The organism is Klebsiella sp. AqSCr (genome assembly GCF_008452795.1).
Taxonomy (GTDB): Bacteria; Pseudomonadota; Gammaproteobacteria; order Enterobacterales; family Enterobacteriaceae; genus Klebsiella; species Klebsiella pneumoniae.
Window position 1 is genome coordinate 54,676 of sequence record NZ_MJDM01000045.1, and the last position, 11,720, is coordinate 66,395.

The following is an 11,720-nucleotide window of genomic DNA, read 5'->3' on the forward strand; positions in this document are numbered from 1 at the left end:
TGTTGTAAAAGATAAGGGGGAGTCGTAACTATTATTTTAGATAAGCCCGCAGCAAATGGCCGATTTCATCCATACGCTGCGCACGTTGTTCGCGGGTGGTTTCGCCATTGACCAGTTCATCATTGAGATGGATTTCCACCATCTCGCCCATCAAACCGTTGGCCGCGCCGCGTACCGCGGCAATTTGTTGCAGGATAGCGATGCACGGCTCGCCCGCTTCAAGCGCGCGCTCCAGCGCCTCAACCTGACCCCGGATCCGCCGTACCCGGGTCAATACGCGTTTTTTATCTTCAGGTGAATGGGGCATGATCGCCTCCCGTAGATACTATAGGGGGGTATAGTAACAGGATCGCCAAACGTTTGTAAAATTAATGGGTTCGTTTTTATTTAGCAGGCCAGATGAGAGGGAGATACGCCCTGTGTCCCCATCTGGCGCAATGCCCGGTTGTCAGGTGCTCCGGCTGACAGTGAGAGGAAGAAACGGTAATGTGGATAAATGAAAGGAATTAACTCAGAGGATTATTATCGGTTGCCCTGTCCGGGTTTTTACCTGTTTGAGTTGTTCTGTGGGGCCGCTGGTGCATTCGATGCGCTCATACTCTGTCGGTTTCATCCACGACGACTGAGATGTCATTCCTTTGCCATTGATCCGATGAAAATCCCAGGTCCCGTTTGCATTTTGCCGTAACTTATCAAGCACCATGCTGGCCGTTTTTGGTTTCACATTTTCATTGTTGGGCACAGGTATAAAAGTGGAGAAACCTTTACACTGAACAGGCTCTTCACTTTTCGCGCACCCCGCCAGAGTTAAAACGCCCAGTAAGATAAAAACGGGTCTCATGCTACATATCCTTATTTTTTAGATTCAGCAGTCGCATGATAGCGCGGGCCGCAGGGGTGAGGAAGACATGTGCTGCCGGGTTGTTCAACGCTAATATGATGATTCATAATTGATCCGAGACCAGGGTCTTCCCGACGGCAATGTTTGGTAAACAAAAGGAATGAACATGGAGGTAACCGTAGAGTTATGTCCCCCGGACGAGTGGGAATCCATGGTAGGGATTTTTACCGAAATGGAAGAACACTATTATGGCGAAGGTATCATTCAGGAAGCGTTGATGAAGGATTATCTCTGTAAAAAGTTATTCAACCGGCTTTCCGGTACCCTGGTGATCAGAGCGCGCTGCGGCAATAACATTACTGGCCTGGCATGTTGCAATATTCTTTATCCCTCGCCCCGATACAGCGGTCAGCTGCATATTAAAGAGCTGTATGTTTCTCAGTGCGATCGAAATAAGGGTACGGGTAAAGCGATAATGCGCTTTATAGCCCGGCTTGCGCTTGAACAGGAATGCCTTAGCCTTAGCTGGAACGCTGAAAAATCTAACCCCGGCGCTAACCGTTTTTATCAGGCTTTGGGAGGCAGAATAAATGATCATATCGTCAAATATTACCTCCACGGGGAGAGCCTGAGCAAACTGGCCTCAGGCATTTGAGAAGCACACGGTCACACTGCTTCCGGTAGTCAATAAACCGGTAAACCAGCAATAGACATAAGCGGCTATTTAACGACCCTGCCCTGAACCGACGACCGGGTCGAATTTGCTTTCGAATTTCTGCCATTCATCCGCTTATCATCACTTATTCAGGCGTAGCAACCAGGCGTTTAAGGGCACCAATAACTGCCTTAAAAAAATTACGCCCCGCCCTGCCACTCATTGCAGTACTGTTGTAATTCATTAAGCATTCTGCCGACATGGAAGCCATCACAAACGGCATGATGAACCTGAATCGCCAGCGGCATCAGCACCTTGTCGCCTTGCGTATAATATTTGCCCATGGTGAAAACGGGGGCGAAGAAGTTGTCCATATTGGCCACGTTTAAATCAAAACTGGTGAAACTCACCCAGGGATTGGCTGAGACGAAAAACATATTCTCAATAAACCCTTTAGGGAAATAGGCCAGGTTTTCACCGTAACACGCCACATCTTGCGAATATATGTGTAGAAACTGCCGGAAATCGTCGTGGTATTCACTCCAGAGCGATGAAAACGTTTCAGTTTGCTCATGGAAAACGGTGTAACAAGGGTGAATACTATCCCATATCACCAGCTCACCGTCTTTCATTGCCATACGGAATTCCGGATGAGCATTCATCAGGCGGGCAAGAATGTGAATAAAGGCCGGATAAAACTTGTGCTTATTTTTCTTTACGGTCTTTAAAAAGGCCGTAATATCCAGCTGAACGGTCTGGTTATAGGTACATTGAGCAACTGACTGAAATGCCTCAAAATGTTCTTTACGATGCCATTGGGATATATCAACGGTGGTATATCCAGTGATTTTTTTCTCCATTTTAGCTTCCTTAGCTCCTGAAAATCTCGATAACTCAAAAAATACGCCCGGTAGTGATCTTATTTCATTATGGTGAAAGTTGGAACCTCTTACGTGCCGATCAACGTCTCATTTTCGCCAAAAGTTGGCCCAGGGCTTCCCGGTATCAACAGGGGGCACTGTTGCAAAGTTAGCGATGAGGCAGCCTTTTGTCTTATTCAAAGGCCTTACATTTCAAAAACTCTGCTTACCAGGCGCATTTCGCCCAGGGGATCACCATAATAAAATGCTGAGGCCTGGCCTTTGCGTAGTGCACGCATCACCTCAATACCTTTGATGGTGGCGTAAGCCGTCTTCATGGATTTAAATCCCAGCGTGGCGCCGATTATCCGTTTCAGTTTGCCATGATCGCATTCAATCACGTTGTTCCGGTACTTAATCTGTCGGTGTTCAACGTCAGACGGGCACCGGCCTTCGCGTTTGAGCAGAGCAAGCGCGCGACCATAGGCGGGCGCTTTATCCGTGTTGATGAATCGCGGGATCTGCCACTTCTTCACGTTGTTGAGGATTTTACCCAGAAACCGGTATGCAGCTTTGCTGTTACGACGGGAGGAGAGATAAAAATCGACAGTGCGGCCCCGGCTGTCGACGGCCCGGTACAGATACGCCCAGCGGCCATTGACCTTCACGTAGGTTTCATCCATGTGCCACGGGCAAAGATCGGAAGGGTTACGCCAGTACCAGCGCAGCCGTTTTTCCATTTCAGGCGCATAACGCTGAACCCAGCGGTAAATCGTGGAGTGATCGACATTCACTCCGCGTTCAGCCAGCATCTCCTGCAGCTCACGGTAACTGATGCCGTATTTGCAGTACCAGCGTACGGCCCACAGAATGATGTCACGCTGAAAATGCCGGCCTTTGAATGGGTTCATGTGCAGCTCCATCAGCAAAAGGGGATGATAAGTTTATCACCACCGACTATTTGCAACAGTGCCCTCTATTGCGTGACGTAGATTCGTGACGTATAGTTACTGCAACTTATTTGTTTATAACTACCGTCAGGTACAAAATTATGTCTCCCGTACAAGCTAAACAAAAGCAGCATGAACGCTACGAAGCCGTAGCGGTGCAGGTTTTGCGTGGTCGTGCCGGTTACAAACCTGCCGTGAAAAGCCGCTTCAGTAAGTCAGCTAGTAGCAAATTCGCTCATACTATCGCTTTTGCCTGATCCTGAACTTTGAGGCACAATAAACCATCATTCGCTGATGGTTTTTTTATGCCTGTTCAAGACGTTATTCCCCCCTATGAGCAGATGTACCTGCTAAATCAGCAGCTGATCTGCAACGCTGATCAGTTCAAACATGCCGTTATCACAGTTGGCGGTCAGGCTGTGCAATACTGGATATCCTATTATCATGCACAATACGGCGACAGATTGCCTGATGAGCGCCTCACCACATCTGTTGACTGCGACTACAGCGCCCGGAAAGATGATATTGCGGCTATAGCAAAAACGCTCAACGTTAAGACGTGGGAGAACAAAGACGGTCAGCCCCCATCCCTTGCGCAGTTTATGCTTATCGATCAGGATACACACGATATCAAACGGGATGATGGACGCTTATTTGCCGTACCGGATGCGCCTGACGAGCCAAATGTGGTGGATATTATCGACCGCCCCGGAGGCTTTGACCGTTCTGATTTTCAGGGGAAAAAGCTTTACCTGTATACCGCCCCGTTTTATGTAGAAGCAACCGGCCCCGGCATGCCTGAAATGAATGAAAAGGTAAGGGTATTGAACCCTGTCGCCTGTATGCGCTCGCGCTTTAGCAATCTGATTGCCTTGCGCCGTGATGCTGAAATTGAAATTGCGCGTATTAACGCGCTCAAGATCCCGTGTTATTTCTTTCTCATCGAACAGTTTGATGAACAGCCGTTCAAAGTTGCACGAGGAATCTTTATGGATTTATGGAGGCTCGCGAATGACGAAAGCTGTCTGCGCCATCAGGCCTTCTGGCATAGCTGGCAGGGGCCGCTTCTTGAAGGGCAACAAAGTAACAACATCACTCTGATTGATGTGTTGGAAGGCGTACATGTATACCTGGAAGGGCATCTTGATGACTTTGAAATACCGGAAGCCTTTGTCACCAAAGAAGTACCGCTAAAGCTCGCACAGCTGCGTGAACGCTGGGAGCGTTACGTGGTACTCAATGCTGAATGGGCAGCAAGAGGGCGCAGGGGATTTGAACGTAATCCCCGTGATGATTAGCCCCCTTTGGGCTGAAAAATTTGCGCATGTGCAAACCACCGGAGCACACGCTAATAGGCCGTTCAGAAGGTGAGCGTCAGGCCACTCTGAAAATTGCCCGTACCATGCTGCAGAACGGCATTGACCGCAATACTGTCATGAAAATGACCGGTCTGACTGAAGATAACCTGGCACAAATCCGCCACTAATCCCCCTTTCCTGGCACTCCCTGCCGGGCCATCAGTGAAAACTGGTGGGGCAGGGAGGCATCAGACTCAGGCTCAGCCTGCCAGCCACAGCGATTTAACAGTTTCATTATCCCAGTTACGTTCCCTGTCAGACGTACTGTCAGCGGATTTGTCTGTTGGCCATTGTCGTCAAAAGCGGCATCAAGGTTTGTCCGTAAGAGATAAACACCGTTTACTCCAGGATTGAGTACCAAAGCATATCGTCCGGCCCATTCTCTGTCGCTCATTACGCGGTAATTCCAGCCCATGTCTTTCGCTGTTTCCAGCGCATACGTCAGGCGGAACATGTCGTTCTGTTCAGTCAACTCGCCGCTGCAGGAGCGCCAGACATAGCCCAGTTTGTCGGCCAGCTTAGCTCTCACACCCAGCAAACGCCCCTGATTCAGTAACCACCCGATATCCTGTGCCACATCGCGCGAGAATCGCCGTTGCTTCAGTGCTGCCGCGAGCCAGCGGGTGAGAAAGAGATTTTCCTGTGCGGGAGAGAGTTCTCCCTGCTCCTGTCTGGCCAGTGCCAGCGCGACCAGTGCACACCATGCCAGATGGCCTGTTTTTTCTGTCAGCGTCATAACAGATACCTCCCTTCAGTCTTACTGATTCCCAGGTCTTAAATCTCAGTTGTTCAGCTCTGTACAGTCGGTCTCAGCTGCCATGTTGCCCCACCAAAACAGGTCACACCGACCACCTGCTCCCAGGTTTCCTTCTGCTCCAGCAGCTTCTCCAGCGCATGAAAGTCCGCGCGCGAGAGCACAATATCTTCCCGCTCGCCGGGCGACTCCAGAATATACCCCTCAGGTATCCGCGTGGCCGATTCAGCAGCCTGCCGTGAGGATATGCGGTAAAAGGTTTTGATGCATCCTCCGCGAGTGAGGGCATCGAGGATGATGCTTTCGGCAACGCGCATGACTGGCTCCGGTTAAAAGTGTTTCACGTCTTTGCCGGTGTGCAACTGGCGACGCTCATCATGCCGCGTAGTGCTTCCACAGACAACGGCTTTGCCTCATTGCCCCGGTGGACCATCGCATGGCAGTTCGGACAAGGAATGCTATGGTAAATATAACCTTCCCCTTACACTCATGAAGCTTATGGAAGAATTATTCACTTGTCCGATATGTAAACTCTCATTTGGCCATAAAGCTAGGTTGAGAAAGCATATAAAAAAGCATACGAAATCCCTTGAAAAGAATCTCGCTAAGGCCAACTCAACCAAAAAGGCTGAGCATGAAAAGATGCTTATTCAGGAGAGGATTGCAAGGACAGGTAGCGCTTTTAAAAATGAATCGGAGAGAAATAAGTACTTTGAAAGAAGGCGTGCTGAAAACCCCATATTTGATATCGATACGCCGATCAGAAAGGCCTCGTTTATAGTGAATGCCGGTGCCTTTGGTTTGGGTAAATCCAGAAAAAACTAGCCGTTTTTTTGGCAAAAGCAGATCTAATGTCCCCGTGGTGAGTATATAAAAAATTACGGGGAGCTGAGCGACCTTCGTCTAGCTCTCTTCTTGTTTTTTTGCCGCAGCGGACTCTCGCGTGCGTCAGACACAAGTGGCGCAGGGGACGGGTTTTTGATGCGCGTCAGCGCATGGGAGGCGCCATGCGCCGGAGACCCCCGCAGCGAAGCGAGGACGAAAAAAGCATTACGGCTTCAGCCGTAATAATCCCCCACACTGCTAAGCCCAGAACAAACCCGCTAAAAACGATACAGAAGCTGCTGTGCGCGGTCGGAGTGGTCACGACAAGGCGATAGCCGCAGTCGGGGCGTATCTCCGCGTTAGCGGGCCGTTAGGGCCGCTTACGAGCGTGTACGCCAGAACGAAAAGCAACACCACCCACAGCAATGACAAGATCTAGTTACAACATCCGCCATTCTAAAGCGATGGTGTTCCCCGGCCTTCGGCCGGGGGCGGCGGCGCTTTTCAGTGGTGGGGAGGGGCGTCTGGCTGGCAAACCGGCGCCGATTTTATGACGAAGGCTTTTGTGAAGGCTGTAACTAATTTTATTCGCCGTCAGGGGCCCGTCGCGTAGCGATGGGAGCTACTTTTGAGGCGCTTGCGCCGATGTTTTTAAGTTATTCACTTTTTAAAGGGGATAACAGTAATGTCTTTTATTTGGTTTTATCTTTTATATTACGTAAGTAATTAAAAGATAAACCAAAAGAGTAATTGCAGGATATCGTTTGCACTTCAACAGTATTTACCCACAACCTGTACCAAACTTACTCCCGCTATCGGCAGGGAAACACGTAAAACCAGCCAACGGGGCATGCTGTTAACTAAAGGATTGTTCATTTTCCAGGCGGACTTTTATTTACGTCGTGTGGGATCCCCGCCAGTCAAGGCGGTTCATACGCGGCCTTTTCAGGCCAGTACGGGGGGTTGGGAGAAATATTCCCGTTTACGCTGGCGAGCTACGTCGCGCCTGGCTTTCATTCGCGATAAACCGGCGGCGGCTTTGCGGGTCCAGTTCTCGACTCTGATGGCAATCAGGCGAATATCTCCCGACGAGATGACTTCATTCGGATCAGCCTCCAGTAGCCTGGCGCGTTCACGGTATGCCTGTTTCAGGGGAATTCCCAGAATGGCAAAGAACTCCTCAGTCACCTCTATGTGCTTACAGGCGCAACGGGCGTCATAAGGATTGAAGGGAGCTTTTTCTGTGATGATGGCATTAAGCCAGGAGAGGCGATCGCATCCGCGGCTGGCCCGGGAAATCGACTTATGACCGCCATCACTGCGCGTTGCCAGGCCTGCGCGTTCAGCCAGTGTTTCAAGGTTGTGCCGGGTCTGCCAGTCCCGTAAATCAAGATCGTCGAGAATGGCCAGCATCAGCTCGCACAGCGTTTCAATGCCGTACTTATTTGCTTCATTGACCCAGTATCTGTTATGCCGGATACGACGCCGCAGTTCTGCTTTGATTTTCTGACGGCCCGCAGGGGTGGCAAGTGACCTGATCCACCGGTTCAGGAACCGGCGGCGGCGACGAGAAGCCACGTTATAGCAAGGGGTCTGATTGGGTACGCCCGAAGGACGGGCTTTAAGATGAAGACCTGTTTCAGTCACACCCGCCCGGACTTATGGCGAGTAGGGGTTGTGTTAGAATATGCATTTGCTATAATCCTTCACAGGCCAGCGCCTGCTTTTGGACCCCCTGATTTCTGAATCTCCCGCCAAGTTGATAGCAGATTTCAGGGGGTTTTTGCATTCAGGGGCCGTAAATTCGTCACCCCTTCCCTTTGGACGCTATTCCGGGAACGTCCCACCCAAGTAATTCCTACAAACCGTTGTAAACTACCATGTTGCGTAGCAAGGATCAATTTATAAAAGGAGATCCGTGAATGATCGCTCACAATAAAATCACGCATATATGCAATATATGACATAATCGCATATATATGATTTTTCACAAAAAAAACTGCATCACTAAGTCCTAAACGCATTCAAGATCGTATTGAAGTCCCTGTTTCTATAGGCAAGTCAGTGTACCACCTGCCGATAGCATCCCTGTGTGTTGTAACACTATCAGACCATAAAAAAAGGCCGCCTGAATAATCAGACGGCCTAAGGTTATTTTTTTTCTGCGGATGTTCCTTTTAACTGTTCGGCGAAAGCCAGACAGTCAGACAGCCAGAATTGCCTTGTCTTCCCCTTTAACAGACTTACCGGTGCCGGTAATGTTATTTCTCGGAAAATATTGGTGGTGGCTGCCGCGACGCCTAGTTCATGCTCAGGTACACCCAGCATGAGCGCAAACTCGCGCGTCGTGATTTGTACATCGTTATCGCGGCGGGCTTTTTTTCTTTGTGTGTTTTCAGACATAACAGCCGTAAGCGTTAAGTGAGCGCCGTATTGACGGCTATTTATTGGTGAGATCTACGTTCCATGGCAGCAGTTCGGCCACTTTGTTGATGGGCCACTCCGGCAATACGCTCAGGATATGGCGAAGGTAACCCTCTGGATCGATACCGTTCAGCCTGCACGTTCCGATCAGACCATACAGCAGGGCACCACGTTCACCACCATGATCACTGCCGAAGAAGATGTAGTTTTTCTTGCCCAGACAGACCGCTCGTAGCGCTCGCTCAGCAGCGTTATTATCCGGCTCTGCCAGACCATCATCGCAGTAGTAACACAGGGCATCCCACTGGTTCAGTGCATAAGCGAACGCCTCGCCTAACCGGGATTTTTTCGACAGAGTGGCACTTTTCTCCACCAACCAGTCATGCAGGGATATCAGCAACGGTTTACTTCGGGACCGTCTGGCGGCCAGCCGCTGAGATGCCGGAAGGCCGCGTATTTCCTCTTCTATCGCGTATAACTCACTGATGCGCTTCAGAGCCTCCTCTGCTGTGGCCGTCCGGGTGCTGATATAGACGTCATGGATTTTGCGCCGCGCATGAGCCCAGCATGCCGCTTCTGTCAACGGGCCACCTTCACGCTCTGCGCTGAACAACCTGTCGTACCCTGCGAAGGCATCTGCCTGCAGCACGCCATGATAGTGCCGAAGATGTTGCTGAGGGTGTTTCCCCTGTCGGTCCGGTGAGAAGGCGAACCATGCCGCTGGCGGATCTGATGAACCCGCGCTTCTGTTATCACGGACATATGTCCAGATACGCCCGGTTTTCGTCTTCTTTCTGCCCGGCGCCAGCACGGGCACCGGAGTGTCATCCGTATGCAGTTTGCGGCAGTCCATCACGTAGTGGTAGAGGGCTTCATCCAGCGGGGCCATTAACCGGCAGCACGCATCCACCCAATTGGAGAGCAGCGCACGACTCAGATCCACACCCTGACGGGCAAAGATTTCGCACTGGCGATACAGCGGCAGGTGTTCACAGTATTTGGCCGTTAACACGCGGGCCAGCAGACCCGGCCCGGCGATGCCCCGGTCGATAGGACGTGAGGGCGCTGGCGCTTCAACGACGCAGTCGCATCGGGTACAGGCCTTTTTCACTCTGACCGTGCGGATCACTTTCAGGGCGCTGGAGACCAGCTCCAGTTGCTCCGCGCTGACTTCGCTGAGATAGGCCATATCACTACCGCAACCAGGACAGCTGGTTTCAGCTGGCTCCAGTCTGTTTATTTCGCGGGGAAGATGTTCCGGTAACGGGCGACGATGACGGGACTGGCGCAACTGACGCGGAACCTGCTGATCATTGTCCCGGCCGTTGTAACGATCGCTTTGCTGCTCCTGCTGTTTCAGCAGGGCTTCGGCTTCTTCGACCTGCCGGCGTAGCTTTTCTGAACGGGTACCGAACAGCATTCGGCGCAGTTTTTCTATCTGAGCCCGCAGATGTTCTATTTCACGCTCTTCGTTCTCTATTTTCTCTTCTGCGCGGGCCAGCGCCGAACGCAGGAACGACTCAGTCTCAGCAACGAGACTGAGCTGGCTGTCTTTCTGGCGAAGCGCGTCTTCCAGCGCAGCGATACGGGCGAGATAGTCCTGACTCATGACCCCATTTATAATGCGGTCATGCGCTTTTTACAACATCGTCAGTGAGTTAAGGCGTGCAGTTTTAGGTTGCCGCCAGTCCAGCTTATCGAGGAGCATGGCGAGTTGTGAGCGGGTGATGGCGATTTTGCCGTCGCGTACAGCAGGCCAGACGAACTGTCCCTCTTCCAGACGTTTGGTAAACAGACACAGACCGTCAGCATCAGCCCAGAGGATCCTCACGGTGTCACCTTTACGACCACGGAAGATAAACAGGTGGCCGGAGAACGGATTGTCATCAAGAACATGCTGGACCAGTTCGCCCAGACCATTGAAGGACTTACGCATATCGGTGACCCCGGCAACCAGCCAGATACGAGTGCCTGACGGTAAGGGTATCATCGGCTCCTCCCGCTCAGCTCGCGGATCAGCGTTTTCAGAAGTGCAGGTGATAAATCCCCGGACAGACGCAGGCTGGCACCGCCGACAGTCACCTCGCATGTCATGGCCTCGCGGCAGGCTGGAGCGGCGGATTCATAGTGCGGCTCAGCATGGTGTGACAGGACCATATCAGGCAAGACAACGGGGATAACAGAGTCTTGCTCTCTGATTGACCGTTGTATTTCATCGGGCAGAAGATGTCTGTAACGCTGGCGCCAGGTAAACAGCAGATTGTCATTAATTCCATTATCCCGCGCCAACCGGGCAACACAGGCTCCAGGCTGATATGACTTTTCGACGAGAGCCAGCTTAAAGTCCATTGAGTAGGACGCCCGCGCCCTGCGGGGCTGAAGAGTGTTTGACATTGATAGAGTCCATTAACGTTAATAAGAGGACTCTATCATCGTCAATCGTTAGTAATCGCAACAGGCGGCAGTGGCTTGACGCTTACTAACAGCCTTTGTTAATACGTCGATTTCCAGTCACGTCCCGTGTCCCAGCGGGACTGCCAGTGTTCCAGATAGACGCTGGCCACCTGTGGCATATCATTCAGAACCAGCGCATTTTCTGAATTCGAATACTCCGCAGCTTTACTGAAGTTGAATGAGCCGGTTTCAACCGTGTTCTGGTCGATGATAATGACTTTGTCATGGTGGATTTTATAGGCATCCGTCAGACGCACGTTCACGCCGGCATTCACCAGGATATTGAGTGCCGCTTTCGAATATTTGTTCTGGTTTTCTCTATTATCCAGGATGACTTTAACGTCCACACCACGCCGGCTGGCGGACGCCAAGGCTTTCGCAATATCCGCAGCGGTAAAGTTGTATCCCATCATACGGACGGACTCACGGGCATGATGGATGGTGCTGAGCACCAGTTCCCGGGCGGTCCCTTCCGGGCTGAAACCGACCTGCACGGAAGGAGCGGCGATCGCTGACAGGGACGAAGAGAGTGTGGTGGCCATTACGGCCGCCACCACTATTTTTTTTAACATGGGGATACCTTTCATGATGTGGCCACC

Annotated in this window: 16 protein-coding genes and 1 pseudogene; 5 read left to right on the forward strand and 12 right to left on the reverse strand. The window is 51.3% G+C overall.

Annotated elements, in window-relative coordinates; all coding sequences use genetic code 11:
- Window positions 1-31: 31 nt before the first annotated feature.
- Window positions 32-307: a metal/formaldehyde-sensitive transcriptional repressor gene (locus BHE81_RS26830; RefSeq protein ID WP_002437846.1), complete on the reverse strand. Its 276-nt coding sequence runs from the start codon at window positions 305-307 to the stop codon at window positions 32-34.
- 204 nt (window positions 308-511) lie between these two features.
- Entirely contained in the window at window positions 512-841 is a 330-nt protein-coding gene (locus BHE81_RS26835) for a hypothetical protein (RefSeq protein ID WP_002210543.1), read from the reverse strand.
- A gap of 277 nt (window positions 842-1,118) precedes the next feature.
- Here BHE81_RS26835 and BHE81_RS26840 point away from each other — a divergent pair, with 277 nt between their 5' ends.
- A complete protein-coding gene (locus tag BHE81_RS26840) occupies window positions 1,119-1,496 on the forward strand; it encodes a GNAT family N-acetyltransferase (protein ID WP_032738601.1) in 378 nt (125 codons plus the stop codon).
- Between the two features lie 200 nt (window positions 1,497-1,696).
- Here the strand turns inward: BHE81_RS26840 and BHE81_RS26845 are convergent, their stop codons facing one another.
- Both BHE81_RS26845 and BHE81_RS26850 read right to left on the reverse strand, forming a co-directional pair.
- Window positions 1,697-2,356, reverse strand: a complete 660-nt coding sequence (locus BHE81_RS26845; protein WP_011152976.1) for a type A-1 chloramphenicol O-acetyltransferase — start codon at window positions 2,354-2,356, stop codon at window positions 1,697-1,699.
- Window positions 2,357-2,562: 206 nt separating this feature from the next.
- Window positions 2,563-3,267, reverse strand: a complete 705-nt coding sequence (locus BHE81_RS26850) for an IS6-like element IS26 family transposase (RefSeq protein WP_001067855.1) — start codon at window positions 3,265-3,267, stop codon at window positions 2,563-2,565.
- A 140-nt stretch (window positions 3,268-3,407) separates the two neighbouring features.
- Here BHE81_RS26850 and BHE81_RS28445 point away from each other — a divergent pair, with 140 nt between their 5' ends.
- The 3 genes and pseudogenes from BHE81_RS28445 to BHE81_RS28450 form a co-directional block, all read left to right on the forward strand.
- Window positions 3,408-3,563: a hypothetical protein gene (locus BHE81_RS28445; RefSeq protein ID WP_000075580.1), complete on the forward strand. Its 156-nt coding sequence runs from the start codon at window positions 3,408-3,410 to the stop codon at window positions 3,561-3,563.
- A gap of 48 nt (window positions 3,564-3,611) precedes the next feature.
- Window positions 3,612-4,604 carry a hypothetical protein gene (locus BHE81_RS26855; RefSeq protein WP_001145103.1) on the forward strand — a complete coding sequence of 331 codons (993 nt, stop codon included), beginning with the start codon at window positions 3,612-3,614 and terminating at the stop codon, window positions 4,602-4,604.
- A gap of 56 nt (window positions 4,605-4,660) precedes the next feature.
- Window positions 4,661-4,792 (forward strand): annotated as a pseudogene (locus BHE81_RS28450) (ISNCY family transposase); the annotation flags it as partial.
- On the opposite strand, the gene BHE81_RS26860 reads toward BHE81_RS28450, so the two are convergent.
- Entirely contained in the window at window positions 4,789-5,400 is a 612-nt protein-coding gene (locus BHE81_RS26860) for a DUF2913 family protein (RefSeq protein ID WP_000176305.1), read from the reverse strand. The pseudogene BHE81_RS28450 and the gene BHE81_RS26860 overlap by 4 nt on opposite strands.
- Window positions 5,401-5,453: 53 nt before the next feature.
- Window positions 5,454-5,735: a hypothetical protein gene (locus BHE81_RS26865; protein ID WP_001568067.1), complete on the reverse strand. Its 282-nt coding sequence runs from the start codon at window positions 5,733-5,735 to the stop codon at window positions 5,454-5,456.
- Between the two features lie 181 nt (window positions 5,736-5,916).
- On the opposite strand from BHE81_RS26865, the gene BHE81_RS26870 reads away from it, so the two are divergent.
- Entirely contained in the window at window positions 5,917-6,243 is a 327-nt protein-coding gene (locus BHE81_RS26870; RefSeq protein WP_004201125.1) for a C2H2-type zinc finger protein, read from the forward strand.
- 945 nt (window positions 6,244-7,188) lie between these two features.
- On the opposite strand, the gene BHE81_RS26875 is transcribed toward BHE81_RS26870, so the two are convergent.
- From BHE81_RS26875 to BHE81_RS26900, 6 genes are all read right to left on the reverse strand, one after another.
- On the reverse strand, window positions 7,189-7,890 hold the full coding sequence (locus BHE81_RS26875; protein WP_158656803.1) for a RepA family replication protein: 702 nt from the start codon (window positions 7,888-7,890) through the stop codon (window positions 7,189-7,191).
- Window positions 7,891-8,394: 504 nt separating this feature from the next.
- Entirely contained in the window at window positions 8,395-8,646 is a 252-nt protein-coding gene (locus BHE81_RS26880) for a hypothetical protein (RefSeq protein WP_103468676.1), read from the reverse strand.
- Window positions 8,647-8,683: 37 nt separating this feature from the next.
- On the reverse strand, window positions 8,684-10,276 hold the full coding sequence (tnpC, locus tag BHE81_RS26885) for an IS66 family transposase (RefSeq protein WP_044596437.1): 1,593 nt from the start codon (window positions 10,274-10,276) through the stop codon (window positions 8,684-8,686).
- Window positions 10,277-10,306: 30 nt separating this feature from the next.
- Window positions 10,307-10,657: an IS66 family insertion sequence element accessory protein TnpB gene (gene tnpB, locus BHE81_RS26890; protein WP_021567584.1), complete on the reverse strand. Its 351-nt coding sequence runs from the start codon at window positions 10,655-10,657 to the stop codon at window positions 10,307-10,309.
- Window positions 10,654-11,061, reverse strand: a complete 408-nt coding sequence (gene tnpA / locus BHE81_RS26895; RefSeq protein WP_048242260.1) for an IS66-like element accessory protein TnpA — start codon at window positions 11,059-11,061, stop codon at window positions 10,654-10,656. Before tnpA ends, tnpB begins: the two co-directional genes overlap by 4 nt.
- Before the next feature lie 98 nt (window positions 11,062-11,159).
- The gene (locus BHE81_RS26900) at window positions 11,160-11,708 is read right to left on the reverse strand and encodes a phospholipase D family protein (RefSeq protein WP_227678548.1); all 549 of its coding nucleotides are present in this window, start codon (window positions 11,706-11,708) and stop codon (window positions 11,160-11,162) included.
- Window positions 11,709-11,720: the final 12 nt, after the last annotated feature.

Excerpts from the sequence above, each read along its gene's own strand:
- BHE81_RS26830 (WP_002437846.1), bottom strand. The coding sequence starts at position 307 with ATGCCCCATTCACCTGAAGATAAAAAACGCGTATTGACCCGGGTACGG.
- BHE81_RS26835 (WP_002210543.1), bottom strand. The coding sequence starts at position 841 with ATGAGACCCGTTTTTATCTTACTGGGCGTTTTAACTCTGGCGGGGTGC.
- BHE81_RS26840 (WP_032738601.1), top strand. The coding sequence starts at position 1,119 with ATGAAGGATTATCTCTGTAAAAAGTTATTCAACCGGCTTTCCGGTACC.
- BHE81_RS26845 (WP_011152976.1), bottom strand. The coding sequence starts at position 2,356 with ATGGAGAAAAAAATCACTGGATATACCACCGTTGATATATCCCAATGG.
- BHE81_RS26850 (WP_001067855.1), bottom strand. The coding sequence starts at position 3,267 with ATGAACCCATTCAAAGGCCGGCATTTTCAGCGTGACATCATTCTGTGG.
- BHE81_RS28445 (WP_000075580.1), top strand. The coding sequence starts at position 3,408 with ATGTCTCCCGTACAAGCTAAACAAAAGCAGCATGAACGCTACGAAGCC.
- BHE81_RS26855 (WP_001145103.1), top strand. The coding sequence starts at position 3,612 with ATGCCTGTTCAAGACGTTATTCCCCCCTATGAGCAGATGTACCTGCTA.
- BHE81_RS26860 (WP_000176305.1), bottom strand. The coding sequence starts at position 5,400 with ATGACGCTGACAGAAAAAACAGGCCATCTGGCATGGTGTGCACTGGTC.
- BHE81_RS26865 (WP_001568067.1), bottom strand. The coding sequence starts at position 5,735 with ATGCGCGTTGCCGAAAGCATCATCCTCGATGCCCTCACTCGCGGAGGA.
- BHE81_RS26870 (WP_004201125.1), top strand. The coding sequence starts at position 5,917 with ATGGAAGAATTATTCACTTGTCCGATATGTAAACTCTCATTTGGCCAT.
- BHE81_RS26880 (WP_103468676.1), bottom strand. The coding sequence starts at position 8,646 with ATGTCTGAAAACACACAAAGAAAAAAAGCCCGCCGCGATAACGATGTA.
- tnpC (WP_044596437.1), bottom strand. The coding sequence starts at position 10,276 with ATGAGTCAGGACTATCTCGCCCGTATCGCTGCGCTGGAAGACGCGCTT.
- tnpB (WP_021567584.1), bottom strand. The coding sequence starts at position 10,657 with ATGATACCCTTACCGTCAGGCACTCGTATCTGGCTGGTTGCCGGGGTC.
- tnpA (WP_048242260.1), bottom strand. The coding sequence starts at position 11,061 with ATGTCAAACACTCTTCAGCCCCGCAGGGCGCGGGCGTCCTACTCAATG.
- BHE81_RS26900 (WP_227678548.1), bottom strand. The coding sequence starts at position 11,708 with ATGAAAGGTATCCCCATGTTAAAAAAAATAGTGGTGGCGGCCGTAATG.